This is a genomic window from Novosphingobium sp. BL-S-21 (assembly GCF_055521655.1).
Genome location: NZ_JBVFVP010000003.1, coordinates 1 through 26042 on the forward strand (window position 1 = coordinate 1; position 26042 = coordinate 26042).

21 protein-coding genes are annotated in these 26042 nt (G+C 58.8%); 9 read left to right on the forward strand and 12 right to left on the reverse strand.

What is annotated here, in order from left to right; genetic code table 11:
- Positions 1-44: 44 nt before the first annotated feature.
- On the reverse strand, positions 45-425 hold the full coding sequence (locus ACZ1J6_RS22550; RefSeq protein WP_465128574.1) for a Ros/MucR family transcriptional regulator: 381 nt from the start codon (positions 423-425) through the stop codon (positions 45-47).
- 519 nt (positions 426-944) lie between these two features.
- Here ACZ1J6_RS22550 and ACZ1J6_RS22555 point away from each other — a divergent pair.
- The 3 genes from ACZ1J6_RS22555 (at position 945) to ACZ1J6_RS22565 (ending at position 4498) form a co-directional block, all read left to right on the forward strand.
- Entirely contained in the window at positions 945-3062 is a 2118-nt protein-coding gene (locus tag ACZ1J6_RS22555) for a histidine kinase dimerization/phosphoacceptor domain -containing protein (RefSeq protein ID WP_465128575.1), read from the forward strand.
- A 431-nt stretch (positions 3063-3493) separates the two neighbouring features.
- Entirely contained in the window at positions 3494-3628 is a 135-nt protein-coding gene (locus ACZ1J6_RS22560) for a hypothetical protein (RefSeq protein WP_465128576.1), read from the forward strand.
- A 54-nt stretch (positions 3629-3682) separates the two neighbouring features.
- Positions 3683-4498 (forward strand): alpha/beta fold hydrolase, encoded by an 816-nt coding sequence (locus ACZ1J6_RS22565; RefSeq protein ID WP_465128577.1) that lies wholly within the window; start codon positions 3683-3685, stop codon positions 4496-4498.
- 331 nt (positions 4499-4829) lie between these two features.
- Here the strand turns inward: ACZ1J6_RS22565 and ACZ1J6_RS22570 are convergent, their stop codons facing one another.
- From ACZ1J6_RS22570 to ACZ1J6_RS22605, 8 genes are all read right to left on the reverse strand, one after another.
- On the reverse strand, positions 4830-5717 hold the full coding sequence (locus ACZ1J6_RS22570) for an NAD(P)H-hydrate dehydratase (protein WP_465128578.1): 888 nt from the start codon (positions 5715-5717) through the stop codon (positions 4830-4832).
- Complete coding sequence (locus ACZ1J6_RS22575) at positions 5714-6481, reverse strand: histidine phosphatase family protein (RefSeq protein ID WP_465128579.1); 768 nt, start codon at positions 6479-6481, stop codon at positions 5714-5716. Before ACZ1J6_RS22575 ends, ACZ1J6_RS22570 begins: the two co-directional genes overlap by 4 nt.
- Before the next feature lie 558 nt (positions 6482-7039).
- The gene (gene amyA, locus ACZ1J6_RS22580; protein ID WP_465128827.1) at positions 7040-8527 is read right to left on the reverse strand and encodes an alpha-amylase; all 1488 of its coding nucleotides are present in this window, start codon (positions 8525-8527) and stop codon (positions 7040-7042) included.
- Between the two features lie 78 nt (positions 8528-8605).
- Positions 8606-9190, reverse strand: coding sequence for a DUF4142 domain-containing protein (locus ACZ1J6_RS22585; protein WP_465128580.1), 585 nt, complete (start codon positions 9188-9190; stop codon positions 8606-8608).
- 347 nt (positions 9191-9537) lie between these two features.
- The gene (locus ACZ1J6_RS22590) at positions 9538-9987 is read right to left on the reverse strand and encodes a response regulator (protein WP_465128581.1); all 450 of its coding nucleotides are present in this window, start codon (positions 9985-9987) and stop codon (positions 9538-9540) included.
- Positions 9984-11090 (reverse strand): PAS domain-containing protein, encoded by a 1107-nt coding sequence (locus tag ACZ1J6_RS22595; protein ID WP_465128582.1) that lies wholly within the window; start codon positions 11088-11090, stop codon positions 9984-9986. The genes ACZ1J6_RS22590 and ACZ1J6_RS22595 overlap by 4 nt, the downstream gene beginning before the upstream one ends.
- A gap of 389 nt (positions 11091-11479) precedes the next feature.
- A complete protein-coding gene (locus ACZ1J6_RS22600; RefSeq protein ID WP_465128583.1) occupies positions 11480-11719 on the reverse strand; it encodes a hypothetical protein in 240 nt (79 codons plus the stop codon).
- A 94-nt stretch (positions 11720-11813) separates the two neighbouring features.
- Complete coding sequence (locus ACZ1J6_RS22605) at positions 11814-12581, reverse strand: EAL domain-containing protein (protein WP_465128584.1); 768 nt, start codon at positions 12579-12581, stop codon at positions 11814-11816.
- 963 nt (positions 12582-13544) lie between these two features.
- Between ACZ1J6_RS22605 and nhaA the strand changes: the two genes are divergently transcribed.
- Positions 13545-14942, forward strand: coding sequence for a Na+/H+ antiporter NhaA (nhaA, locus tag ACZ1J6_RS22610; protein ID WP_465128585.1), 1398 nt, complete (start codon positions 13545-13547; stop codon positions 14940-14942).
- A 956-nt stretch (positions 14943-15898) separates the two neighbouring features.
- Here nhaA and ACZ1J6_RS22615 read toward each other — a convergent pair.
- Positions 15899-16105 (reverse strand): hypothetical protein, encoded by a 207-nt coding sequence (locus ACZ1J6_RS22615; protein ID WP_465128586.1) that lies wholly within the window; start codon positions 16103-16105, stop codon positions 15899-15901.
- Positions 16106-16434: 329 nt separating this feature from the next.
- Here ACZ1J6_RS22615 and ACZ1J6_RS22620 point away from each other — a divergent pair, with 329 nt between their 5' ends.
- Both ACZ1J6_RS22620 and ACZ1J6_RS22625 read left to right on the forward strand, forming a co-directional pair.
- On the forward strand, positions 16435-17031 hold the full coding sequence (locus tag ACZ1J6_RS22620) for an RNA polymerase sigma factor (RefSeq protein ID WP_465128587.1): 597 nt from the start codon (positions 16435-16437) through the stop codon (positions 17029-17031).
- Between the two features lie 344 nt (positions 17032-17375).
- The gene (locus ACZ1J6_RS22625; protein ID WP_465128828.1) at positions 17376-17807 is read left to right on the forward strand and encodes a helix-turn-helix domain-containing protein; all 432 of its coding nucleotides are present in this window, start codon (positions 17376-17378) and stop codon (positions 17805-17807) included.
- A 193-nt stretch (positions 17808-18000) separates the two neighbouring features.
- Here the strand turns inward: ACZ1J6_RS22625 and ACZ1J6_RS22630 are convergent, their stop codons facing one another.
- A complete protein-coding gene (locus ACZ1J6_RS22630; RefSeq protein ID WP_465128588.1) occupies positions 18001-18381 on the reverse strand; it encodes a hypothetical protein in 381 nt (126 codons plus the stop codon).
- A 269-nt stretch (positions 18382-18650) separates the two neighbouring features.
- A complete protein-coding gene (locus ACZ1J6_RS22635) occupies positions 18651-19775 on the reverse strand; it encodes a dipeptidase (protein WP_465128589.1) in 1125 nt (374 codons plus the stop codon).
- 514 nt (positions 19776-20289) lie between these two features.
- On the opposite strand from ACZ1J6_RS22635, the gene ACZ1J6_RS22640 reads away from it, so the two are divergent.
- The 3 genes from ACZ1J6_RS22640 to ACZ1J6_RS22650 are packed head-to-tail and all read left to right on the forward strand — an operon-like array spanning position 20290 to position 26025.
- Complete coding sequence (locus ACZ1J6_RS22640; RefSeq protein WP_465128590.1) at positions 20290-21051, forward strand: ImuA family protein; 762 nt, start codon at positions 20290-20292, stop codon at positions 21049-21051.
- Complete coding sequence (locus tag ACZ1J6_RS22645) at positions 20966-22765, forward strand: Y-family DNA polymerase (RefSeq protein WP_465128591.1); 1800 nt, start codon at positions 20966-20968, stop codon at positions 22763-22765. The genes ACZ1J6_RS22640 and ACZ1J6_RS22645 overlap by 86 nt, the downstream gene beginning before the upstream one ends.
- Positions 22762-26025, forward strand: a complete 3264-nt coding sequence (locus tag ACZ1J6_RS22650) for an error-prone DNA polymerase (RefSeq protein ID WP_465128592.1) — start codon at positions 22762-22764, stop codon at positions 26023-26025. Before ACZ1J6_RS22645 ends, ACZ1J6_RS22650 begins: the two co-directional genes overlap by 4 nt.
- Positions 26026-26042: the final 17 nt, after the last annotated feature.

Here is a 26042-nt window from a genome sequence, read left to right on the forward strand (position 1 = left end):
CTGGTCAGATCTGACTTTCCCCGCATCTACCTGGCCCGATGTACTTAGATATTGGCCTCTTTTATGACGCTGTCCGCACGGCTTTCTAGGCAATTGCGAGCAATCAGCGGGTAATGGCCCGGCAATCTCCAGCGCTCGCGGTATTCGCTTGGTGTCAGCTGATGCTTGGTCAGCAAATGACGCTTTAGCGTTTTGAAGCTCTTGCCGCATTCAAGGCAGGCAATGCCATCTGATTTTGACGAATCCCCGATGGGTACGGCCGGATTGCGCGGCAAAGTGCTTGCCTCGGGTATCTGACTGAGGTTGGCGAGGGAATCGTAGACCGCAGTGACCAGTTGAGACAAATCATCTGCGGAAATCGCGTTGTTGCTCACATAAGCCGAGATGATTTCGGCACCAAGGGGCAAGAGTGACTTATCTGGCATCGCGCGTAGCTCACCCAATTTTTGCTACTGACTATGGCGACATCCTTGGACCTGCTCCATGAATATGCAACGGATATTGCGGTTCGCACCCGATTCGACCGTTGCTACCCCTTGCGAACGATGCCTGCCGAAGTATCAACTTGCATAACAGAGTGTTGTTGAGGTGACCAATAGGTTCATGTATTGTGTTATAAGCCCGCCTACGATAAGTGAAAAATAATTATATTCTATACTTGACTTTATCTGGGCAAGTCCTCGCCATTTAAGACGCGGAATTTCTATTGGCGACGGTATCAGATGTAAGCAGAAGGAATCATGTTTATTATTGATAGTCTTGTAGCCACGCTGCGTACAAGCCATTTCATATCAGAGTTTCTATCTTTTCCAGCGGCACCGATTGGCCCTGGCGATGTTATACGTTGCAACCGGTGCCGGCTTGTGAGCCGGCGCTGATGCTTGCAGGCGAGCTTTGGCACAAAAATATGGCTCAATGCCTCGTACGAGCGTAAGCGGGACGCCATGAAGCTGAATGCATGCGACAACGAGCCTATCCACATTCCCGGCTCGATCCAGCCCCACGGGCTGCTTCTCATCGTATCCGCCGAAAGCGGGGAAATAGTCGGAGGCGCCGGTGAAATCGAGAACCGGTTGCGCAGCGATTGGCTTGGATTGCCGGTGGGCCTGCTTATTGGAGAGGCCGCCGCTGAACGTTTGAACTCTTGCACGCGGCGCCAATGCAAGCTGGGCCGCTTGTCCCATGCGGCGATGGAGGGTGTTGCCTTTCGTAGCGGTGCGCATTGGCTGGTGCAGCTTGAACCGGCCGCTGAGGAAATGCCGGAAAGCGACGTGCTTGGATGGATGCATGAAGTCGGTTTGCAGTTCGAGCGGTCGGCTGATCTGAAGGAGCTCTGCGATCGAGCTGCTCACAGCTTCGCGGAATTGACGGGCTACGATCGGGTGATGATCTATCGGTTCGTGGACGAGGAGGCAGGCGAAGTCATTGCCGAAGCTCGTTCCGCAGCCGCCGCGAGTTTCCTGAACCATCGTTTTCCAGCCTCTGATATTCCAAGGCAGGCGCGCGCGCTTTATGTCAGAAATCGCGTAAGGGTCATTCCGGACGTGAATTATACGCCCCAGCCGGTTCGGCCGGCCGCTCACGCTAATTTCGACATGTCCGATATCGATCTGCGCAGCGTATCGCCGGTACACATCGAATATCTCCAGAACATGGGTGTGCAAGCATCTGCATCGATGTCGATTGTGCGGGACGGTGCGCTTTGGGGTCTGGTTGCTTGTCATCACAGCGAACCTCGCTTGCTGGACATGACGAAACGGCGGGCAGCTGTTCTTGTCGCTGCAGGGCTTGCCCGGCAGATTGCAGCGAAGGAAGAAGCTCAGTCCTACCGTGAGCGGCTTCAGATCCGAACGGAAGAGGATGCGGTCTACGGGCAACTCGCGGAAAGCGGAGATCTCTTCGAGATGCTGAAAGGCGCGAGCGCATCAATATTCCGCTTGTTTTCCGCCGATGGCTTTGCCGTCGTTCATGGAGGCAAGGTTTACGCCGAGGGTTCTTCACCCGAAGCACACGAGATCCTGGCGTTAGCCGATTGGGTCCAAGGGCAGGGGCCGCGACCTTACGTCACGAACACGCTGTCCGGTGCTTACGAACCTGCTCTTGCGTATCGCGCTGCGGCTTCGGGCCTCCTGTCCGTGACGGTTTCGAGCAAGGTCCCCACCGTTCTGATGTGGTTCCGCGCAGAAGAAGTCGAGGTTCAGACCTGGGCGGGTAATCCGCACGAGGCGCGAGCCTTGAAGACGGGCGAACGCCTGACGCCGCGTGCTTCATTCGAGGACTGGACCGAAACTGTTCGCGGTAAAGCGAGAGCCTGGAAAGCAGCCGAAGTTGAAGGGGCGCGGCGTTTCCTGGCCAAACTCTATGAGATCCGCCAGAATGCCCGAATTCGAGATCTATCCGAGAGCCTGCACGTCGCTGTTGCTGACAAGGATCGACTGATCGCGCAAAAGGATACCTTGCTGCGCGAAGTCAACCACCGGGTCCAGAACAGCATACAACTGATCATGGCCTTCTTGAATATGCAGTCCCGGGCGACGGAAAACGGCGCAGCGCGAGAAAGCCTTGAAGAAGCACAGCGCCGCCTTGCTGCTGTAGCTCTCGTCCATCGCCGGCTTTATGCCGACGACAATGTCGAACTCGTGGACCTGTCGCGCTACCTTGCTGAGCTGATCGACGACCTGAAGTCGTCGATCGGCAATCAATGGTCCGACTATCTCAGCGTCGACCTGGCCCCGGTTATGATCCCTGCGGATAGCGCCGTCCATGTCGGGCTGGTTCTGGTCGAGCTGGTCATCAACGCGCAAAAATACGCATATGGCGGAGACCCGGGACCGATTTCGGTGCGGCTGGAGGAGCATCGCTCGCGTTTTCGGCTAATTGTTTCCGACCGGGGAGTCGGGCGCCGAAGCGAGCGGGTCGGGTTTGGATCGCGGGTAATGAAGGCTATGGTCAGTCAGCTATCGGGTATCCTGGAGGATGACGATTATCTTGACGGACTGCGAGTGGTCCTAACTGCACCGCTCAAAGTGACTGGCGCCACGTCCGAACGGGCGCAAATTTGACCGATATTTGTTCCGCGTCTTCCCAAAATTGAGGAAAAGGGCCGTCTGAGATTAAGTAAGGGGCGAGCTTCTGGGGGAAGGGCGGCGAGACCGCACCGCGAGGGTCTGAAGCCTTTCGCTTGGCCGCTGCCAACCATGCCGGGTTCGGGTGTCTTTGGCTCCGGCCCGGGCGGCAAGGGCGCGGCCGGCTTGCCGGGTGCTGCTTTGACCCTGGGGGCCTCATTGAGCCAGGCGCTCTGCCAACACTGCGCCTTGAAGAGTGGCGCGGCCCGGCATCATTGAGAAAGTACGCTCGGCCGTAACATAAGGCATCTGCGTCCGTTTCCCACGTCGCAAAGCCCGAGGACGACGCCAACCTGGCGAAAGTCTCAAGTTCAAAAGCCACGACGCCAAGCGCAGCCGCTGTAGCAAGGCTGACTTGCGCAAGTGCCATGTCACCGGATCGCGGTTTTGATCGCGCAGATCCGGGACATCATTCTACCGGCGCGAAGTTCAATATCCGCGCGCTCGGCATCTTTTCAGCATTCGACAGGCAACCCAAAACCGTTTCACTCGTAGTTGCTTGAGAGGCTTTGGTGCACGCTCCATTCGAGAACCGGGCCGTCCAAGGAGATGATTTCATGCATATCGAGACAGCGGGCGGCCATTCGCTCCATGTAAAAGAGATGGGCGAAGGCCCGGCGGTGATCTTGATCCACGGTTGGCCGCTTAACGGTGACATGTGGGAATATCAGACACTCGCCCTGCTCGAGGCCGGCTACCGCGTCGTAACCTACGACCGGCGCGGTTTTGGCCAGTCCGGCCACCCTTCTTCAGGCTATAATTATGATGTTTTTGCCGAGGATCTGGCTGCCGTCATCGATCATGTCGGTGAAGCATCTGTTTCGCTGGTAGGTTTCTCCATGGGAGGCGGTGAGATTGCCCGCTACTTGTCGCGGTATGGTTCGGGCAAAATCGACAGGGTTGCCCTGATCTCATCGGTTGTCCCATACCTTCTGAAAGATGAAAGTAACCCCGAAGGTGTGGAACAGACTGAATTTGACGCGATGAAAGCGGGGATTCGAGAAGATCGGTTCGACTTCCTTCAGACATTCGCCAAGACGTTTTACGGAATAGGGCTGGTGTCTCGGCCGGTAAGCAGCGCCCTTCTGGACTGGACGTTTGCGCTTGCAATCATGGCAAGCCCGAAAGCCACCATAGAGTGTGTCGACGCGTTCGGGCGAACTGACTTTAGACCCGATCTGGCTGCATTCGATGTGCCAACGCTGATCATTCACGGAACGTCGGATAAGACGGTGCCGATCCAACCGGCCGGGCGGGCCGCCGCTGCGGCAATTTCCGGAGCGCAATACATCGAATATGAAGGAGAACCACATGGATTGTTTGCGACGGCGCCTGACCGCCTGAACGCAGATCTCCTGGCTTTCCTTGGCTAAACGCGATTTCGGTACCGCGCCATGTGAGGTGGCGCGTTACCTCTCCGATATTGAATTTTTCGCGAGCGCATAAATTGGTACTTAGCGAATTTTTCCCATCCGGAGGTATCGTCCGGTGATCTTCAGAGATGCGATACGTCAAAATCCTAGAAAATCGGTTTCGGTGCAATCGAAAGCGAAATTACTCTAGGACCAGGACGCGCTCCCGTAAGGCATAATTCAGGCTGCACCACGAATGTAAGGAGTGCGCGTTGTCATAGGTAAGCATGCGTCATGAACCGGAAAAGGCGCTTAAAGGAACCGGATCCGGCTTCGATCTTGCCGCTTAGCTTTATTCTGGGGCCGTTCCATCCAGGAGCTTCGGCAATAAGGGCAACAGTTCGCGCGCGAGGAAGCCGGCGCGTCCGACGTGCTGGGAGAGGGTGCGTCCTGCTTTGCCATGGACCCAGCACGCCCAGGCTGCGGCGGTGAGCGGTGAGGCGCCCCGAGCACATAACCCCCCTACAATTCCGGCCAGAACATCACCGGAACCACCGGTGGCGAGCCCGACGCATCCGCTTTCATAACGGAGCAACTCTCCGCTGGGGGCGGCAAGTAGCGTTGAGCGGCTTTTGAGGAGGATAATGCAGCCAAAACGCCGCGCTGTCTTCAAGGCGATGGTTTCCGGCGCCGAGGCAACCTCTTCTGCCGTTATTCCTGCAAGGTGAGCCATTTCGCCATGATGCGGCGTCAGCACGACCCGTCCCTCGTGCCCGGCAATGAGATCAGGAAGATCACGTGCAGAGGTCAGCGCCGCGGCATCGAGCACGACGGTGCGGGAGTTATCCGGCTCAGCCAGCAAACTGGCCACCAACTGGTCTGTGCGGGGGCCAACCGACATTCCCGGCCCCACGACCAATGTGTCGCATCGGCGTATGCGCTCGCTCAGAAGCGCAGCGGCTTCCAATGCTATTTCGCCATCCTGATCCGCTGGCAGCGCGATCATGGCGGCTTCGGGGACTAGAACACCAAGTGCTGTAGCGGCCGAACTCACTGTGGCCAGTTGAAGTTTGCCAGCGCCAGCTCTCAGCACCGCCTCGCCGGTCAGGCGGATCGCGCCGGGAACGAACTCCGCGCCGCCGACGACCAGCACCCGGCCGCGCGCGTTTTTGTCTTCCGTACCATGAAGCGTCGGTAAGGGATTGCGCACGAGCCAGCGTTCATCGATCGTTTCCATCATCCCCGCGCCCCTGCTATCTGGTCAGGCGCATGAGTTACAGGCGTCGCTTCCTCATCGAGAGGAGCGGTCACGTTATATCTTTCAAGAACCAGGCTTCCGGAGGTTCCGCAGGAGGGGTCGAACCGGTACTCTGTAATCGCGCAATTAGCGACATCTCCAGAAGCGTCGATCGCCAGGATTTCTGTTTCTCCCATCGTTTCGACAATGTAGCGAATACACAGCACGACCACTTGGTGCGAAAAGATCATCACACGCCTGCCGGCGTAATGAAGCGAGATCGTGTCCATGACGGAACGGAGACGTAAAATCACGTCGCACCAGCTCTCGCCGCCCGGGGGGCGATGATAAAACTTCCCCAGTAAGCGCCTGAATTCCGCCTGATCCGGATATGAAGATGCGATTCCCAGGCTCGTCAGTCCGTCGAGAATGCCGAATTCCTTCTCGCGTAGCCGTTCATCGAAGCAGATCGGCGTGGTCGCCGGGGAGCCGCCTTGCTCGCGAAAGAGTTCTGCGGTCTGACATGCGCGCAAGTACGGCGAGGAGAGCAGGACATCAGGCTGCCCAGAGAGCGGCTGGTCGGCAAACCATCGGCCCAAAGCCCTTGCCTGCTCACATCCCAGGTCGCTGAGCGGCACATCGGCGTCGCGGGATGTCAAGGCAATCCGTTCATCCTTTGCCTCATGGGCGAGGTCGCGGGCGACATTACCGGCGCTCTGGCCATGGCGAACGACGAAAAGCGAAGAGGGCCAATGCAGGGAAGCCACGTGCTGGTTCTCCGGTTCGATACTCTAGGACCGGCCCACTACGTCAGTCGTGCGATCGCTGGGATGTTTGAGCAAAGCGTCGGGGCGCGGGCGTTCACTAGATCAGAGGTATGTCTGGACTACACAACGGCAAATGGCCGTTCGTAAAAATCGCGATGCGGCACCTGATGGGAGCGTCGAACCTGACATCCATTCTCTCCTTGATTTCATCCGTGCAAGTGCGCCTTGGGCGTTCCAACAGCACATGCGACACCGGCTTTTCAGATGCGCTATTGGTATTAACCGCGTCGCGGGCCCAAAGGTGCCCGGTGTCACCGGAATTTTTGGCGGAGGATCCGGGCTAAATCGGATTTCTTCCTCGGCGGCCCATTCGTTTGCACCATGACCATTGCCGGAACGGGCAGCATTCAAACTATGGTCCAGAGTAAGTCGTCATGAAGGGTGACCGGTTTGCTGACGCTGGGCGGCGGCTCCGCCTTTTCGAGCTGATGCATTATGCCAGGAATTTCGCAGGCAGATCGCCGCCGTTTCGGTTCCCGCAATGTGATTGTGCGAAAATCAGATAGCGTCGCTGCGCACCCATATGCTCACGCTGCCGCCGTTCACCCACAGATCGAGATAGCCCGCCTCATCGCAGACGAGCTTCTCGTTGCAGTGCTCCAGATAATCGCGAAACTCACATCCAGCATGCACTTCGCCAACAAATACCTTTTTCATCGACTGCTCGGCGTTGGATAGGATAGTTATGCTTCCCGGCAACTCGGCAGTACCTTCCCGGAGGATGGCGATGCACTGCGGGTCATCGAAGATATCCGTTTGTGCGCCGTGGGCGAAGCGCTTGCGAGCCTCGATGAGTTTGGGTAGCGCGGCGATAGCAGGCATTTGCACTGTATGCAGCTCGCCGTCGCCGCCCCGGTCGGTATACGTGGCACCGTAAAGATCCGGATAGAAAACGCATGGCGTTCCCTGTTCGCGCATGAGGATCAGCGCGTAGGCGAGGGGCTTGAACCATGGTTGTATCGAAGCTTCCATCGCCTGCAGAGGCTGGGTGTCATGGTTCGCGACCAGGGTAACGGCATGATCGGGGATGGAAGCGGTAAGGCTCCCATCGAAGATAGTGCGCAGATCGAAGGCGCCGCCTGCGTTGGAAGCGTCAAAAAAGCGATGGTGCAATGCGACGTCGAACAGCATCAGCTGTCTGTCGACCTTATCGAGGTAGCTTTGAAGGACTTCCATGTCAGGATGCCAGTACTCTGCCACGACAAACAGGTCCGGATTAACGTTCTCCCGGACATGGCCGACCCAATCCTTGAAAAACCAGGCCGGTATATGCTTGGCAGCATCGAGGCGAAACCCAGTGCAGCCTACCTGTTGGGGAAACCAGCGTCCCCAATATTTTAATTCCTCATAGACCGCGGTGTTACGAAACTCAATGTCAGAGCCCATTAGATAATCGAAATTACCTAGCTCTTCGTCAACTTCAGTATTCCATTCACCATCGCCATATTCGTTGGCAATTCGAAAAAGGCCGTCCTCATCCGGATCTAGCAGGTGATCAACTCCGCTAAAGCACTTCATGTCCCAAATGAATTGGGAATGGTGCCCGTCTCGTCCTGGAAAAGTGAAACGCGTATAGGCCGACGCTTCAAATATTTCATCGTCTATCTGATTTCTATCATCAGCGTTAACTCGGCGTACGAACACGCGCTCCGTTTCGTCCGCGCCCATCTTGTGGTTGAAAACCACGTCATGAATGACCCCGAGCCCAGCTTCTTGAAGGCGCTTAGCCGCGGTCTGAAGGCTGGAGAGGTCTCCGTATTTGGTCGCGGTGGACCCTTTCTGGTCAAACTCACCCAGGTCGAAAAGGTCGTAAGTGTCATAGCCTACTGACGATGGCCCTGAGGCGCCCTTGTATGAAGGCGGCAGCCAAACATCGGTAACGCCCATCTGCGAAAGGTTTTCGGCCTCTCCGGCAGCCTCGTCCCATAATGTGCCGCCCTCTGGAGTGTACCAGTGAAAAAACTGAATGAGTGTTCGGCCAGGCATGGGAAACCTTTGGACAGGAGCTAGTGCGGGCATGCCCGCCGTTTGCGCAGCGAGCATGCCATTTGGTTTTAGATGAGCTTAATTTGCAGCAACTGCGGTCGGCGTCAGCCCGCGCGCAGCAGTGTAACCCGTCTCAAGAGACGGAACTGCGAGCATGGCCACCTGCTTGAGCGCCGGATCACTGCCTGTCGTCGCATAGCCCTTCTGAAGAGCCCACATCGCGGGTGCAGCTTCTGCCATCTGAGTCAAATAAAGGTTGTCGAAGCTCGAGCCGCTCTTTTTCAGAAGTTCAAGTGACGATGCGTATTGCGAAGACACTGCAGTCGTCGGACGAGCAATTTTACGGTCCTTGTTCGAAAGGGCAGCATAAAGTGCATCGCGTTCTTTTTTTGCCGAAGCCATGTCAGCTTTTGCATAGGCTTTGACGTCGCCGCGCTCGGCCTTGCGCGCTGCGAGAGCCGATGCGGCCATACGATAATTAAGGGCGTCGGCAGTCATCTTTACATAGTCAGTTGCAGAGACCTGTGTCCGCGGCTGAACAGAAAAGACAGTCGTGGTTTCTCCAGCCGCATTTGTGTGCGCAATCCCAGAAACAGTCTGAGCCATAGCGAGAGGCGAGAGAAGAGCAGCAGCCACGGCTGCGGCAGAAATCATATAACGCATTCAGATGCTCCAAATATTTAGTTTGACGAGCCTGAAATGAGTTTGCGCAGCATTGGTTCCTGCACAAGAAAAGTAAAGTTTATAAAATCCCTAATGGGCTCATGTCGCTATTACATGGTCAGTACGGTATCGAGGTATTGCGCAATACCGTTTTCGTAGATCCACGTCCTAGTAAAAACGCTCGAAAAAGCAGTTATACTGAGCGGATTGCTCTAGGACAAATTGCCAGCATCCAACGCAGTACGCGTTGAGGTCTCCCGTCGGGGAATGAAAATCCCCTGTTCGTGGGGGAAGCCGTTGGAGGGCGCGAAGCGCGCACTCACGATAGCAATGCCGATCATGTTCCGCTATTGCGCGCGCGCCCAGCGCTGCTCAAGGTGCGGCGATGATATCAAGCTCGGGGGACGGGGATGGCTCGGAGGGGGATCATACACACCGTCAGCGAGATATCTCAGCGCGTGCGTGATGCCAGCATGGGAAAAGGGTTTGGCAATGACCCCGTGAGCGCCGGCAAAATCGGCCGGAATCTTCGCGACATTTGCGGTCACAAATATCACGAGGGCATTTGGCCACCGCTCTTGTATCATGCTGGAAACATCGAGACCATTCGAACCGTTCGCGAGATGAATATCTACAAATGCGAGGTGAGGATCAAGCTCGTCGGGCAGATCCTTTACGTCTCTTAGGCTTGCTGCTTCGGCCAGCACGCGATGCCCGCTATCTTCCACAATGGCTTCTATATCCATTGCAAGAAGGATTTCATCCTCAACTATCAACACATTCATCGCGTTATTCATGTTTCCGTCTCACTACGGGGAAATGTAATTGTCACGCAGGTGCCAGGTGCATTGTCGCTCCAGGTCGCTTCAGCCCGAGCCTGGCGGGCGAGCCGGGTAATCAGTGAAGTGCCGATACTGCGGGTTCGTTTGGTTGAAGGCATACCAGGCCCGTCGTCGCAAATACTGATAATGCCCCTGCTGGATTGGTCATCGACAACCACGCTAAGATGGCCGGATTTTCCATTATCAAACGCATGCTTGATAGCATTCGTGAGGATCTCGTTGAGGATCAGCCCGAGCGCGGAAGCGTGCGCCGCGTCCACATAGAGCTGCCGGGTGTCGAGATGCAAATGTATGTCCGTACGGCCGCTAGCTCCAACGACGTCGATGGCCAGATTATGCACGAAAGTGCCCAGATCGAAGCGGGCCAGGTCGGATGACTGATATAATTGTCGATGCACAACAGCCAAGGCATCGACCCGTTCCAGCATGGAATCGAGCTTCGCTGCGACATCGGGATCGTCGATGGTGCGTACCTGGAGGCGCAAGAGCGAGCCGATCATCGTGAGGTTGTTTTTCACGCGGTGATCAACTTCGTGCAGAAGAAGCGTTTTGGCTTCCAGTGCAGCTCTAAGATCTGCAGTACGGCGATCGACTTCGCGCTCGACCATAACCTTCTTGTCAGTTATGGCCTGCTGGGTCAGGACACGCTCCGAAACGTCCATTTGCGAAGCGAAAAAGAACCTGATGATCCCCGATTCGTCGCGAACAGGAGAGAGATAAAGCGCATTCCAGAACGTCGATCCGTCTTTCCGATAGTTTAACAAGTCGGCTTCTACGTCATGACCGCTCTGGATTGCCACGCGAACCCGAGAAATCGAGGCCTCATCAGTATCCGGTCCTTGTAGAAACCGGCAGTTGCGACCAATTATCTCCTCGCGGTCGTACCCCGTGAGTTGCTGGAACGCCTCGTTGCAAAACACTATCGGGTTGTCGAATTTTGCTGGGTCAGTAATGACCATGGGCATGCGGGTAGCGCGAACCGCCGCGGCGAAGGGATCGCCGCGGCCTTGGTCGTAATGCAAGGCGTCCGTGAGATGCCAGTCGTCGCTTTGTTTCAAAATTACCTCCAACGACCACCGACTGCAGCGTTTGCTCTGGAGAACAGCGGCTATCGAGCTTAGTTCCCCTGCGCTCCGGCGTTAACGTCGCAACGAGCCTCGCTTGCTTTTAGCTGCGAGAGCCAGTGATGGCTCTGGAGGTGCAGCGAGGAAAGGCTTCTGCATTGTGAAACATCCGATTTCAGCGTGATTGGTAGCTTGCCAGTGGATGTGCTTGTCGAGAGCGACGCTATCGCTGGTTTCGACGCTGACAGCGTGTCCAAGATGCCTTCAGGTTCACACCTTCAAAGCTAGGCGCGATTGTACGAACGTCAGCCATGGGGCCGAAGGGGTGGAAGTCGCTGCCCGGACAAAAATGCCCGGACGAGCAGAATCCTTGCCGTGGTTTTTCAACGCTTCGATGGGTCATTTGCAATGTTAGCGGCCCGATCTCCATAGCCCTCTAGCCGATCGACCATGTTCTTTTGTTGATCCTCGTCCCCATGCCCCTCTTCAGTCGAACCTTCGCCAAATAAATAAAGTGCTGCAACGAAGGAGATCAGTATGCCGAGCACAATGATAAACCCGGTTCCGCGCAGAAGCGGATCCTGGCCGATGTTATCGGAGCGAATAGGTCGTAGATCGGGCATTATCGTGGATTATCCTCGTCTTTTGGCAGGCGAATGCCTTTCTTACTTGGCGCAACACGCAAATTTCAAAGTTTGTGCGAAGGCAATGCGTTCGTTATGCTGGTGCGTTCAGCAAGGGCGTAGGAAAGACTGGCACTGGCAATCTGCCAACGCTGGGCCTCGCAAACAGAAATCCTTGGAAATATCGTATTCCAAGATCCCTGAGAGCTTGATAGTCCGCCGTCGTTTCGATGCCTTCTGCGATCACCGTTATCCCAAGGGCTCGCGCTATTCCCGTCGCGCCAGCGACCACCAACCGCCGAGGTTCGCTGAGGCTGACGCCCTGGACCAGCTTCATGTCGAGTTTGATGAGGTCCGTCTGAAAGCTTGCAAGCAAGCCTAATCCGGCGTGACCAGCCCCAAAGTCGTCAAGCGCTGTCGTGAAACCCATCTTCCTGTACGATGAAATGATGCGTTTGACGTGTTCGGTGTCGGCAATATGCTCGTTTTCGGTGAATTCGAATATCAGCCGATTCAAAGGAAAACCGAATTCCTGTGCTGTTTTCAATGTAAGCTTTATACAGGCTTCGGGAGAATAGACCGCATTTGGAAGAAAATTAATAGACAACTTTGCTTGAGATTCCAGAATTCCTGCCGTGACTGCTTCTTTTATTGCAGAAACCCTACATTGCTGATCAAACGCATATCGGTTCTTTGGGGTGACATCGGCGAGGACCTCACTTGCAGATTGACCCCGGCTCCCGCGGACCAGTGCTTCATATGCAAAAACCGTTCCGGTCTCCGCGTCTATAATTGGTTGGTAAGCCATGGCGAGTTCGAAACCGTTACCCTCGGCCCGGCACCCCAGACATCCCGTTTGCATTTCTTGTCTCCTACCGCTGCAGCCCGATCTCGCGGCAAACCTGAGAAGGTTAACCGCTGCGTGCGCTTCAAGTTGCGTCACAAATATGGGCCTAAGGGCTTGGCGGATCGATCATGTTTGAAAGGGATTCAGCGGATCGACAGGATCGAGAGCATGTTGTCTGAACGCGACCCGTTTAATTGTAAAAAGATAATTTTTTCGGCAGAAACTGCCGGACCAATCATATCGTTAGGTCTTGTTTTATACGATACTTTAAATAATATCATATTTAAGTGAGGTTGTAATTTGCAATTCGCGATGAAGTAGAGGATCCAATTTTCGAGTTAGCGCGCATGCCGAGTGAGAATTTCGGCTCGATAAACAGATAAGCTTCTATTGCTGCACTTAAGGGCGTCGCAAAAAATCCGGAACCTTGGTCAAATAGCGGTGCACACACGACACCAGAAGGTATAAACAGCAATGGGGAAAATGCTGGAGGGGATCTTCGAGCATGTAACGAATTGCTGCGGTAGCTATGCGACGAGCGTGCTCATTGCATAGGGGAAGACGGTGCTGCGCCCCCAGCCAGGAATTGAATCGATCAGCAGGCTTTTCATCAAGCGCCTCTGTGAAGCTTTGGACATTCCTCTTCCCTAGCTGACATCGCTGCCAAATGGCCTAATCCGGATTATGGGATCCTGGAGTGCGGCAGATATAGGCATTCAGCAACGGGATGTCGAAGATCAGGGCCGGCGAGATAGCCCCGCGGCAGCCTGCTTGAAGCGCAGCGCTAGGGTCGCCGGATGCCTCTCAAATGTTGGTGGGCAGACCCTTGATCGATTTACGCCCGGACCGCGAATAGCGAAGCGGCCATAGCTGGTGATCATGAATTCGCTAGCCTGCCAGTGCAACGAAAGGCGTTCTCAATCGTAGTATGACGGTGCAAAACCAGTTTCAGGCACCAGATTGCGCGAGACATCCGGAATGTCGCTGAAGTCGCGCAGATCCGGCCGGGCGGATGCGCGTGTTCATCACGCGCCCGGGCCGGCGTTTTTTCAGCGGTTCTCCAAGCTCTTCGCGCTGGATGAAGTGTCGGCCGGACCGCTCCTGCTCGCATCTCTGATTGCGCTAGCGGCTGTTAATTCTCCGTGGAGCGCGGCTTACGAGAGCCTCTGGGAGGCTACACTGAGGATCAGTTACGGCAGGTTCGATATCGGCAAGCCGCTCGCGGAGTGGATCAACGATGGCTTAATGCCGCTTTTCTTTCTCATTATCGGTACCGAGGTCAAAAGAGAATTTGCCAAGGGATCGCTGGCTTCCAAGGAGACTGCGGTCCTGCCCCTTGCGGGAGCGGTCGGCGGTCTCATCGTACCCATCGCATGCTTCTTCGCACTGAATCTTGATGAACCAACGCGGCACGGATGGGGAATTGTCGCCGCGATGGATACCGCGTTCAGCCTAGCGGTTGTCGGTACTTTTGGAAGGACACTACCTTCGGCTGTCCGGGCGATCCTGCTCGGCTTTGCGGCTATCGACGATGTGTTTGGCCTCCTTGTCATCGCGGCAGGCTATACGCCTTCTTTCAACCCGGGATTTCTGTTGCTTGCTGGAGCTGCGTACGGGGGTATCTTGGGACTGCAAAAGCTGCAGTCCGTCAGTTCGGCTCCTTATGTGATTCTGGGCCTCGGCGTATGGATAGGCATTCTTGGTTCCGGCATCCATCCGACCGTTGCCGGCGTGGCCATTGGCCTTCTACTTCCCACCGCGTCTCGCCTATCGGAAGAAAGTTTCGTTCAGCGCGTGCAAGATCCGATAAAGGACGTGAAGCGTGCGGCGGTAGCAGCAAGCCATATCGAGGATGACCAGGTAGCTGATCAACATCGTGCAGAGGCTCAGCGGAGCCTGGGCTATATTCACGAAATGGCCGCTGCAACTGATGAAGCTGCAGCTCGGCTAATTCGTATCCTGACGCCCTGGATCTCTTATCTGGTTCTTCCGCTCTTTGCTCTCTCGAATATCCGCATCCATTTCTCGGAACACGCGCTTTATGAAGCTTGGCACTCCCCTCTGGCAGCCGGGATCGTGGTGGGCTTAGTGCTTGGAAAGCCAGTAGGCTTCTTGCTTTTCAGCTGGTTGGCCATCCGGCTTCGTCTGGCAGCTTTGCCCAAGGAGCTGACGTGGATTGCAATGGCGGGCATCGGCGGCGTGGCGGGCATCGGATTCACTCTCTCGATTTTCATTGCAGACCTTGCTTTTGACAAGTCGGAGGAAAGCCAAATGGCGGGTCTTGCCATTTGCGGTGCCTCCCTGCTGTCCGCGGTGATCGGCTATTTGTTCTTTGCCATCGCTGCCCGGAGAAATCTTGGCGAGGATCCCAGGTAAGCTTGAGAGAATTTCGCTCGCAGCAAAGCGGCCATGGGGCTGCTTTTCGGCGCACCGACGCGCGCGAGCAGGTGGGCATACCAGCGCGCAGAGCAATTCATTGCCGAAATTTTCCTGGGGTACGCAAATCAGCTGAGGCCGTTGGGCTATCGATAGGTGTGGAAGTTTGAGCCCTTAGTGAAGGCTAGAGTACTATTTGCTTGGAACCTGGCTTCAGCGGATTAGAGTCGACATTTCAATAGGTTGTCTCTAGGCAGAGTACCTAGCAACAAATTCGCAAAAAAGCTCTAATTCAAGCCGTTATAGATTTTTATTGGCGAGAATTTTCTTTTGTCCCATTTGCCGCGTTGGTGAGCGACAGGGCCTGTTTGTCCGACTTGCTCGCTGCCGCGCTCCCACGCGGCGCGATCTATCGACTTGGCCCGAAACGCGTACATGCGTTTCGGTTCTTTTTGAGAAGCAGTCGTGTCACAGTCGCCATGCCAAAGGCGCTGTCGTTCATGGCGAACCGCGTGTCTGGCCCGCGAACAAGCTATCTGCGGCTGGCAATTTGCAAAACATATCGACCTCCCAGGCAAGCACGTGGGCGTGCATTAGAGGATAAGTTCAAAACGGCGGGCTATCTCACGCGCGGGCTTTATCAGGTTCCAGGTGGAGTAGAGCAAAAGGCTGCTGAGGTAGCGCGACAGAACGTTTCCATGCGCAAGCCAGTCATCCGCTTTGGCAAGAGATTATTTTTTTGCAAAGACCTGGAACTTTACGGCATCTCGGTCGCTCTTCTCCGGTCGCTGCTCTCCTACCCTCATGGGAGGGCAACTGCATGCGATCAACCCGTACCTATGCCCCGCGATCCAATCCAGTGGAAAGCGGGGCTTTTTTTCTGGCAGCACCATCCACTGCGCCGCGAATATGCCAAGTGCGGCTACCTCGATTTACGGTGCTTTTGCACATCTGCATCATTTGCGACCATCAAGGTCGATCGTGTCCCATGGGGCGATGTGAGATCGAGGATGCAATGATGGCGGCGCTGATTTCCTGTCGGCACCGATCAGCACTATCGCATCGATAAGGTCGAAGCAGTCCTGCGCTATCCCGATGGCGTTAAGCCAGTCGTGCCGATTGAGCGTGAGTATCGCGATGCGTCTCCGTTTTTCAAATTGCATATAATCGCCTATAGCGCGTCTGTCCTATTTTGGAATGTTGGTTAACATAAAGTCCTGATTTCTAGTGCGATCTTGCATCTATCCCCGGTCGGTATGCGCGCGACATTCTGGCGCAATTGATCTAAACTCGTGGCCTTTTAGGCGGCATGACAAATTTTTAACCCAATAAGCATATACACGACTGGTGCTCTTCGTCAGTGTTACTCCATGGCTGCGCTACGGCCCCAAGGCGCGCGCGTGAAGGGAATTACGATCACGCGGATCAGAACCACATTTGCCGGGCGAAAAGGCGGCTATCACGGATGCGGCGGTCATGGATCTGAAGCCAAATGATAGACGGCCCCGATCGCAGTTCCGGATCACAAGAGGCAGATACCGAGCCTGCTCCCGCAGACGACAGAACTGACGAGGCGCATGCGCTGCAGCGGGCACTGATCGCGATTTACCGGGAACTGGCGGTTGGACTCGAGCGGACGTGGGGTTCGCGCGACGCGGCCCTGGATGCGCTTCAGGATGCTTCCGCGAAACTGGCCGCCGGCGCCCGCATCGGCGCGGTCCATAACCCGCGCGCCTATCTGCGGCGCATGGCCTTCAATCTTGGCCAGAACAGGCGGCGCGCGCTCTCCCGCAGCGTGCCTGTAGACCGCTCCATTCTGGACACTGTGGCCGACGAGGCCCCCGATCCTGAGCGCATGGCTGCTTCCGCCAACGAACTCGCCCGCGCCTTGGTATTCGCGCAGCACTTGCCTGAGCAAAGGCGCACCATATTCTTCCTGAGATGGATCGATGATCTCTCCACCGGCGAGATCGCGGACAGGCTCGGCCTGCGCCGCCGTACCGTCCAGAAGGAATTGGCACGCGCTGCTGATTTTCTTCGTCGCCGGTTGGAGAATGGCGGGGAAGCACAGGGCGACGACGCCTGCTGAGATTTATTTTGAGGCAGGGAACGCCTTCTCGTTTCCCGAGTGTCTGGATGTGGGACCAACAGGGCTTCCTCCTCAGCGGGTTCGGGTGATCATCGCCTGACATCGGCAGGTGGTGGCCGCAGGGTGCCGGGCCGGATGCTTGCAGAGCGGATACTGCGAGCGATTGGCCGGGTTCCCGCAACCCATAGGAGGTCGCCCTGAGCGGCTGGGAACGCATGAACGCGGGCCGACGCGCAGATGTGCCCGGCGCGAGCCTGTTCGATGCAGGCACGTGCGCCGATGGGCTGTCCGGCGTTGCCCTGGCCGATGCTGGCCTTTGCGGCGCAAGCCTGCCGACAGTGAAAATGTCCGGCACCGGCGAACGGTCGTCTCCATCTGACCGAGGCAAAGGTGCCGTGACCGGCCGGCACCGCCGAACTCTGGCATCCTGGCAAGTGGACACTGCCAAACGCCTCTTGCGCTCTCGCTTGAACGAGCCTGTCGCAATCGCTGAAATCGCCGGTGCCTGCGGTCTCTCGCCATGCTACTTCATCAAGGCGTTCACCGGCACGGTCGGCATCACGCCCTATACCTGGCTGATAGATCGGCGCCTTGAGATGGCTTGTTACCTGATCGACGGATCATCCATGTCGCTTGCCCAGATTGCGCTCGACTGCGGGTTCTGCGATCAAAGCCATCTTACGCGGACATTTGCCAAGCGATTGGGAACGACACCTGCCAGATGGCGACAGTCGCGCTCCTGCCTTGGCACCGTTTTCGATGTTCACCCTCGATAGCGGCTCCTCAGTCGCGGCTTGCTTTCCTGCCCGTGCGGCGGCGTTTGCATCGGCCGGCGTTTGCGCGCCTTTACCCATATCCTTCCGCTCTCGAGGTCGGATTTGCGCCGTCCGGGACAGATAGGCGAAGCATCCTTGACCCATCGCGCGCTCGATGTCTGGATAACCGGCTGCCGTAGCGGCGATCTTTGTTTTACCGGTCATCGATATGATGACCTCCACGCGGCCGCCAAAGAGCGGATAAATTGAAAAGGAAATGGAACGAACGGAATCCGTATTTCGTGTCGGTGAATTTTGCATCATGTGCATGGCAATTGCGTGCCTGAGCAGCGTCGCGATTGCCACGATCCTTCTTCTGACCTGGATCTGCCAAAACCGCTGGACCTGTCTGACCGAAACTCCAAGCCAGCGCGCACGTTTCTCGAGCGCAGACGCCTGTCGCCGCTCGTCTTGGCGCGCCGTTACGGGCGAAGGCCGATATGGCTGTCATCATCCCCTCGAATTTTTCAGACGATCTGCCTTCCGGCGCCTGCGCATCCTCCACGGCATGGGCGACGATAGCTTCTATCCGCATGCTCCCGCAGAACCGCAAGGTATTGCTACGGTTGGACAACTTCCGAGTCCGGCACTAAATTTCAAGGCGGCGATACGGCCGAGCAGGCGGCTAGGCGGAACGTTGGAAAAAAAGCCGGCCACAAGGGCCGGCTTGGAAAGTCTTTAGGAGAGGATGCCTGAAAGGCACTGCACATATGTCGGTCGCGGCGCGTTCTCGCAAATGCAACGAGTGCAACCAGTATTGCTCGATCTGGTTGCAGTTCATGAAATTGATGCGCTCGCCCCTCGTCAGGCGGTTTGCGGAACAGCCTTCCACGTATCTGCAAAAGCTCGCGCAAAGTTCTCGCCCAGGACTTTTTCGATCGTGCGAGAGCGATAGCCACGCGCTGCCATGGCATCCGCGATCACCGAATAGCGGTCTGGCCGGTTAAGCCCGATTACGAAAGGCGGCGGACCTTCCCCCGGAGCGGATACACCTGATCTCTTGCGCCTCTCGATTTCCTCGTTCCAGGTAGCCATGCTTTCAGGGGACGTGTCGAACGGCGTTAGCGAACCATCGGTGCCGATACCGACATGATCCTCCCCGCAGACTCTCAAGGCGTGGTCGAGATGCGCGATGTACGCGGCGATATCGGGCTGTTCGGGGTAGGGAACGAGAAAGCTCAGCTCGTATATGCCGACGACTCCACCATTGTTGGCTAGCGTACGAAGCAGAGCATCCGATTTGTTGCGGGGGTGACTGTGAACTGCAGCGCAGCCTGCGTGGGTTACGAGTACCGGGACGCGGGATGCGGAGATGGCTGCGAAGCTGGTCGCTTCGTCGCAGTGGCTGATATCGATCGACACGCCAAGTGCGTTCATCCTCGCGACCGCCTCGTGCCCGAGCCGCGTCAGGCCTTTCGGATTCTTGGCCAGCACCCCAGAGCCGAATGGGGTCTCTCGGTTGTAGGTTAGACCCATCACGAGCACGCCGGCCTGCCGGAAGTGGTCGATGTTTTCGATCTTGCCCTCGAGCATCTCTCCGGCCTCGAAGGAAAAGATGATGCCCACTTTTCCGGTCCGCTTGGCTTCACCGAAGTCGGAGAAAGACCGAATGCGCATAAATAGCTGCGGGTTTTTATCTATGGCCTTGGCGATATCGGCGATATCGACATCGGTCTGTGCCTTGTTGAGATTTCCGCTTCCTCCAAGCGTCATCTTGAGGGCGGTGAGACCCGAGGAGCGGACGAGCGCGGCATATGCATCGTCGAGAGAGGCGTCCGGATCAAGGGGAGGCATCAAGTTGCCGTCGATGAGCAACCCTCCGGTTGCAACCTGCGCGCCTTTGGCGGCGTCGGCAAAGGCGTGTACCGGCGCGAATGCAGCGGCGGAGAATGCCGCTCCGGCAAAGCCAAGAATTTGACGACGATCCATTTCTTCCTCCCGATTGCGCGGCCGACTTGGCGGAAGGGTATCGCTTCGCGCAATTCAACTTCGACCGGCGACGTTCTGGATCGACGGAACGGATCTCGAGATTTCGTCCGTATTCGCTCAGCCACCGGGTGGACCGGCGTCCATCGCTGATGTTGGAAGTGCTATCCGAGTAAAGGTGCGGGACCTAACGGGCGGATAATTTTATTAAAATAGAATACTTATTCGGCGTAGCTCACGCTTCTGGCCGCCCATGCAAAAAATGCGTCCATGTCGTCGTGGATAATTTTTCTGATGGCGCAATCGTCCATAGTGCGAGCGTACCAGGCTCAGAACAAATATCGAACAAAAGGAATCGGTTGGTAGGTCATCAAGGCATCTGCCTGGCCCTCGTTACACAGCTCTATCCACAGGGTTGTCCCGGAGCAGGTAAGTTCCTTGCATCGCAAACGCCTTGACCCTGCCGCCCGCCGAGTGAGAACATAGTGGGAACACAGCCTGATTCTCGAGATTGTCCATGCAGCCGGTATCACCATCGACCTTGCCCAGCCTCGAGCATCTGCGCACCCTGGCGTCTCCGCTTGCGGAGTTTCGCACGGTGCCGTTCGGCCTCGAGGATCTCGACGGCCGATTGATGGGCGCAGGCCTGCGCGCCGGCGCTCTGCACGAAGCTGCAGCGCTCACCTGCTCGCTTGTCGACGATGCTGCCGCCACCTTGTTTTTTGCGGGAATAGCAGCGCGTGAGGCTCGCTCTGCAGCGGCACCGGTACTGTGGATCAGCTGCCGTAACGACCTTTATGCACCCGGCCTGGAACAGGCTGGACTTTGCGCGGCTGACGTCATCCATGCGCAGCCGCGCGATGAAGCTACGCTGCTTGCCGTCGCCGAGGACGCGGTTCGGGACGGCACCCCGGCCGCGGTGGTTGCCGAGGCCAGCAAGGTATCGATGGTGGCGACGCGCCGCCTGCAGCTGGCGGCGGCAGAAGCCGATATCCCGGTGCTGCTGCTGCGGCGTCACCGCGGGCGTAACCGGGATCCGCTCGGCGAACCTTCGGCAGCCTGGACGCGCTGGCGCATTGCCAGTGCGCCGTCCGAGCGGCTCGGTGTCCCAGGCGTCGGCCGGCGCCGCTGGCTTGTCGAACTCGCCCGCCAGCGCGGCGGCGAGGGTTTTTCCCTGATCTTGGAGGGATGCGATGAGACGGGCCGTCTCGCTGTTCCTGCCGTACCTGGCCATCGAACGGCTGAGACGGCAGGACTGGTTCGCCGCTCCGCGGCCTGAACCCCGCGCGCTCCAGCTTCCCGTCGATGACAACCCCGGTGCTTGCTCTGTCCCGCGTGGCGGCGGGTGGCGGCCCGGTGCACGCTGGGCGCGGGCAGACGGGCAGGGCGGACAGTCGCGCACGCGCGGCGATGTCGAGCGGGAGATTGCCGCGTTGCCGCTGCACGCGCAGCCCCCCATGCGCGAGCTTGGCCGGCGCTCGGAAGCCGCCGAGCATCCCTTCAAGCGCCCGGCGCCCCCGTCATCCGGCGAAGCCGTCACTGTTCCTTATGGCGCAGCGGAGCCGCTGGCGCTCATCGGCAAGGTCGGCCGCCGGGACGAGATCGTCGCGGCGTGCCCGGCAGCGCGTGCGCTCGGGATCCGGGTCGGTATGGCTGCGACCCATGCTCGTGCCCTGGTCTCCGATCTCGATTTCCGCCCTGCCGAGCCGGGTGCCGACGCAGCGCTGCTTGATCGGCTCGCCTTGTTCGGGATCCGCCGGTGGTCGCCGATCGTCGCCGTCTCGCCGCCGGATGGCATCTGTCTGGATCTAACCGGCGCGGCGCACTTGCATGGCGGCGAGGCGCGCTTTTGCCGCCGGCTTCAGGCCTTCTGCCGCCGCGCCGGGTTCACGGCGCGGATCGCGATCGCCGATACCCTGGGTGCTGCCCATGCGCTCGCGCGCTACGGCCGCGAGGATATCGTCATCTCCCCGCCGGGCGGCGCGCTGCGCGCCTTATCACCGCTGCCGGTGGCGGCGCTGCGGCTCGAGGAAACCGCGCTGGGTGCAGCGCGCAAGTTCGGGTTCGAGACGATCGCCGACCTGCTCCCTGTCGCGCGCGGTCCGCTTGCGCGACGCCTCGGCATGGCCGCGATCGAGCGGCTCGATCAGGCGCTGGGCGGCAAGGCGGAGCCGATCACGCCGCGCGAGGATGTCGTTGTTCCTGTGGTCGAGCGCCGCCTGCTCGAGCCTATCGGCACTGCCGAGGCGATCGCGCAGGTCATGCAGGACCTCTTGGCCGACATGGCCCAGCTGCTCCAAAGCAGGGGGCTTGGCGCCCGTTCACTGCGCCTGATCGCGCTGCGGATCGACGGCGGCGAGGAGACCGTCGCCATCGGCACCTCGCGGCCGACGCGCGAAGCCGCCCATCTGCTGCGCTTGCTGAAGCTCAGGATCGACCGCATCGATCCGGGGCTAGGCCTGGAACAGTTCAGGCTGCTTGCGCCGCATACCGAAGCGCTCGACGCGGAAAACCTTGGCGCCATCCTTACCGGTGAGACTACGCTGCGTGATCCGGCCCGGCTCGTTGACGTGGTGTCGGGCCGGATCGGCCCGGCAAGTGTATTCCGGCTCGCGCCTGCTGAGAGCCATGTCCCGGAGCGGGCGGTGAGGGCGGTAAACCCCATCGAGGCACCCGGAACTTGGCCGTCCTGGCAGCGGCCCGTACGCCTGTTCGCGCGGCCAGAACCTTTGCACCGGGTCATGGCGCTGATGCCCGATCAGCCGCCCCGCCGCTTCGAATGGCGCGGCCGCGCTTATAAGGTCGTGGCAGGGGACGGGCCCGAACGGATCCACGGTGAGTGGTGGCGCCGCGATGCCGAAGTCTGGGCCGTGCGTGACTACTACCGTGTCGAGGACGAGCATGGCGGGCGCTACTGGGTATTTCGCCGCGGCGACGGAATGGAGAGCAATACCGGCGATCTCACCTGGTGGATGCACGGGGTCTTCGCTTGAGCGACTATGTCGAACTCCAGGTACTCACGCATTTTTCGTTCCTGCGCGGAGCCTCAAGCCCGGACGAGCTGTTCTCTGCTGCGGCTATGCTCGGCTATCCGGCCTTGGGCGTTGCCGATCTCGGCAGCGTGGCGGGCGTGGTACGTGCCTGGGAAGCGGCGAAGGTCACCGGGGTGCGGCTGATAGCCGGCAGCCGGATTGATCTGAGCTGCGGGCGTAGCCTGCTGCTCTATCCGACCGACAAGCGCGCCTGGTCGCGCCTGACGCGCCTGCTCACCATTGGCAAGCGCCGGGCGGGCAAGGGCAAATGCCAGCTGCACTGGCACGACCTTGAAGCCTGGTCGCAAGGGATGATCGCCATCCTGCTTCCAGATGAAGCCGGCGAGCAGAATGCCGCTGCGCTGGCCGATCTGCGCCAGGTCTATGGCAAACGCGGCTACATGGCCCTGTCCCAGCGCCGCCGGCCCGATGATGCGCTGCGCATCGATGCCCTTGCGCGGCAGGCCACAGAAGCAGGCGTCCGGGCGGTGGTTACCGGCGATGTCCTCTACCACGCGCCGGACGCCCGCCTCCTGCAGGACGTGGTTACCGCGATCCGCCACGGCTGCATCGTCGACGAACTCGGCTATCGGCGGGAAGTCAACGCCGACCGCGCCCTCAAGTCCGCTGAAGAAATGGTCCGCCGCTTTGCCGCTTATCCTGACGCCCTGCGCGCCAGCGTCGAGATCGCGGAGGCCTGCACCTTTGCGCTGAGCGAACTCACCTACAATTACCCGCAGGAGCGCCTGATCGACGGGCTGACCGCGCAGCAGGCGTTGGAGAAGATAGCGTACGAAGCGCTCCATGCCATGTTCGGCGGTGATCCGCCTTCCGCCTACCGGGACCAGATCGCTCATGAGCTGAAGCTCATTGCCGACCTGAACTACGCGCCCTATTTCCTGACGGTCCATGCGATCGTCAGCGAAGCCCGGCGGCGGGGGATACTCTGCCAGGGCCGGGGCTCTGCCGCCAATTCCTGCGTCTGCTTTGTGCTGGGGGTCACCTCAATCGACCCCATCAAGCACGAGCTGTTGTTCGAACGATTCGTTTCAGGCGAGCGGCGCGAGCCGCCCGACATCGACGTCGATTTCGAGCACGAGCGGCGCGAGGAGATCATCCAGTGGATCTTCGAGACCTACGGCCGCGACCGCGCGGCGCTCACGGCCGTCGTCACTCGGTTCCGTGCGCGCGGCGCCGTGCGCGATGTCGGCAAGGCGCTGGGGCTGCCGGAGGATCTGACCTCCTCGCTGGCAGGGCTGGTCTGGGGCTGGTCGGCCGAAGGCGTCGGCGAGAAGCAGGCGGCGGAACTCAACCTCGACATGTCGGACCGGCGGCTGCGCCTGACGCTTGATCTCGCCCGTCAGCTGATCGGCGTGCCGCGCCAGTCCAGCCAGCATCCCGGCGGGTTCGTTCTCACCCATGACCGGCTCGACGACCTGGTGCCGATCGAGCCTGCGGCCATGGCCGATCGCCAGATCATCGAGTGGGACAAGGACGACATCGATGCCTTGAAGATGATGAAGGTCGATGTCCTCGGCCTTGGCATGCTCGGCTGCATGAACCGCGCCTTCAACTTGCTCGGCGAGGCCAAGGGGATCCACATCGGCCTTGCCGATCTGCAGGGCGATGATCCGGACGTCTATGCCATGATCCAGAAGGGCGATACGCTCGGCACCTTTCAGATCGAGAGCCGCGCGCAGATGTCGATGCTGCCGCGCATGAAGCCGCAGCGCTTCTACGACCTCGTCATTCAGGTCGCCATCGTGCGGCCCGGTCCCATCCAGGGTGAGATGGTCCATCCCTACCTCCGCCGCCGCAGCGGGGAGGAACAGCCCGAGTATCCGCGTCCCGAGCTGCGTGCAGTGCTGGAGAAGACCCTTGGCGTACCCCTGTTCCAGGAGCAGGCGATGAAGGTTGCCATTGTCGGCGCCGGCTTCACCCCGGCAGAGGCCGACCAGTTGCGCCGCGCGATGGCCACCTTCAAGCTGACCGGCGGCGTCTCGCATTTTTCCGAGAAGCTGATCGAGGGCATGGTTGGGCGCGGTTATCCGCGCGATTTTGCCGAGCGCACCTTCCGCCAGCTTGAAGGCTTCGGCTCCTATGGTTTTCCCGAGAGCCATGCGGCGAGCTTCGCGAAGATCTCCTATGCCTCGAGCTGGATGAAGCATCACCATCCCGACGTCTTCTGCGCCGCGCTGATGAATGCGCAGCCCATGGGCTTCTATGCCCCGGCACAGATCATCACCGATGCCCGTCAGCACAGGGTGGAGGTACGGCCGGTTTGCATCAATGCCAGCAGGTGGGATTGCTCTTTGGAGGCTACGGACAGCCGGTACCATGCGGTGCGTCTAGGTCTGCGTCAGGTGCGCGGGCTTTCCAATGCGGACGGCGCGGCGATAGTCGCATCCCGCGGCCTCGCACCCTTCGAATCCGTCGAAGACCTCTGGCGCCGTTCGGGCGTGCCCCGTGCTGCGATCGAGAAGCTCGCCGATGCCGATGCCTTTCACGCCTTCGGCGCCGATCGCCGTCAGGGGCTGTGGAAGGTGAGGGGGCTTGGCGAAGCGCCTTTGCCGCTCTTCGTCGCTGCGGACCGGGCCGCGCAGGCGATCAGCGCCGAGGCGCAAGAGCCGGCAGTGGACCTGCGCCCGCTGGCAGATGGGCGTGAAGTGATCGAGGACTATCGCTCGCTGCAGCTGTCGTTGCGGGCGCACCCACTGACCTTCGTCCGCGATGAGCTCACGCGGCGCGGCGTGACCCGCTGCGCGGATCTTGTGAACATCCGCGACGGCCGCAGGGTTGAAGTTGCTGGGATCATCCTCGTGCGCCAGAAGCCGGGATCGGCCAAGGGGGTGCTGTTCATCACCATCGAGGACGAGACGGGCATCGCTAACGGCATTCTTTGGCCCGACCGCTTCGAAGCGCAGCGCCGCACGGTGATGTCCGCTTCGATGGTCGGGCTCAAGGGACAGGTCCAGAAGGAAGGCGAGGTGATCCACGTCATCTGTGACAGGATCGTCGATCACGGCGACCTCCTGCACCGCGTTGGTGAGATGTCTTTCCCGCACCGGACCGGCCGGGGTGACGGCGCGCGCCATGCCGGCAGCCCCGATCGCGGCGACCGGGCCTGGGCCCCAAAACCGATGAACAGCTATTGGCCGCCTCATGCCGAAGGTCGCGACCCCGAAGAGGTCGTGCGGTTCAGGTCGCACGATTTCCATTGAACCCGTGGCTGCGCTTC

Excerpts from the sequence above, each read along its gene's own strand:
- ACZ1J6_RS22550 (WP_465128574.1), bottom strand. The coding sequence starts at position 425 with ATGCCAGATAAGTCACTCTTGCCCCTTGGTGCCGAAATCATCTCGGCT.
- ACZ1J6_RS22555 (WP_465128575.1), top strand. The coding sequence starts at position 945 with ATGAAGCTGAATGCATGCGACAACGAGCCTATCCACATTCCCGGCTCG.
- ACZ1J6_RS22560 (WP_465128576.1), top strand. The coding sequence starts at position 3,494 with ATGTCACCGGATCGCGGTTTTGATCGCGCAGATCCGGGACATCATTCT.
- ACZ1J6_RS22565 (WP_465128577.1), top strand. The coding sequence starts at position 3,683 with ATGCATATCGAGACAGCGGGCGGCCATTCGCTCCATGTAAAAGAGATG.
- ACZ1J6_RS22570 (WP_465128578.1), bottom strand. The coding sequence starts at position 5,717 with ATGATGGAAACGATCGATGAACGCTGGCTCGTGCGCAATCCCTTACCG.
- amyA (WP_465128827.1), bottom strand. The coding sequence starts at position 8,527 with ATGCCTGGCCGAACACTCATTCAGTTTTTTCACTGGTACACTCCAGAG.
- ACZ1J6_RS22585 (WP_465128580.1), bottom strand. The coding sequence starts at position 9,190 with ATGCGTTATATGATTTCTGCCGCAGCCGTGGCTGCTGCTCTTCTCTCG.
- ACZ1J6_RS22590 (WP_465128581.1), bottom strand. The coding sequence starts at position 9,987 with ATGAATAACGCGATGAATGTGTTGATAGTTGAGGATGAAATCCTTCTT.
- ACZ1J6_RS22600 (WP_465128583.1), bottom strand. The coding sequence starts at position 11,719 with ATGCCCGATCTACGACCTATTCGCTCCGATAACATCGGCCAGGATCCG.
- ACZ1J6_RS22605 (WP_465128584.1), bottom strand. The coding sequence starts at position 12,581 with ATGCAAACGGGATGTCTGGGGTGCCGGGCCGAGGGTAACGGTTTCGAA.
- nhaA (WP_465128585.1), top strand. The coding sequence starts at position 13,545 with ATGTCGCTGAAGTCGCGCAGATCCGGCCGGGCGGATGCGCGTGTTCAT.
- ACZ1J6_RS22615 (WP_465128586.1), bottom strand. The coding sequence starts at position 16,105 with ATGCAATTTGAAAAACGGAGACGCATCGCGATACTCACGCTCAATCGG.
- ACZ1J6_RS22620 (WP_465128587.1), top strand. The coding sequence starts at position 16,435 with ATGATAGACGGCCCCGATCGCAGTTCCGGATCACAAGAGGCAGATACC.
- ACZ1J6_RS22625 (WP_465128828.1), top strand. The coding sequence starts at position 17,376 with ATGTCCGGCACCGGCGAACGGTCGTCTCCATCTGACCGAGGCAAAGGT.
- ACZ1J6_RS22630 (WP_465128588.1), bottom strand. The coding sequence starts at position 18,381 with ATGCGGATAGAAGCTATCGTCGCCCATGCCGTGGAGGATGCGCAGGCG.
- ACZ1J6_RS22635 (WP_465128589.1), bottom strand. The coding sequence starts at position 19,775 with ATGGATCGTCGTCAAATTCTTGGCTTTGCCGGAGCGGCATTCTCCGCC.
- ACZ1J6_RS22640 (WP_465128590.1), top strand. The coding sequence starts at position 20,290 with ATGCAGCCGGTATCACCATCGACCTTGCCCAGCCTCGAGCATCTGCGC.
- ACZ1J6_RS22645 (WP_465128591.1), top strand. The coding sequence starts at position 20,966 with ATGAGACGGGCCGTCTCGCTGTTCCTGCCGTACCTGGCCATCGAACGG.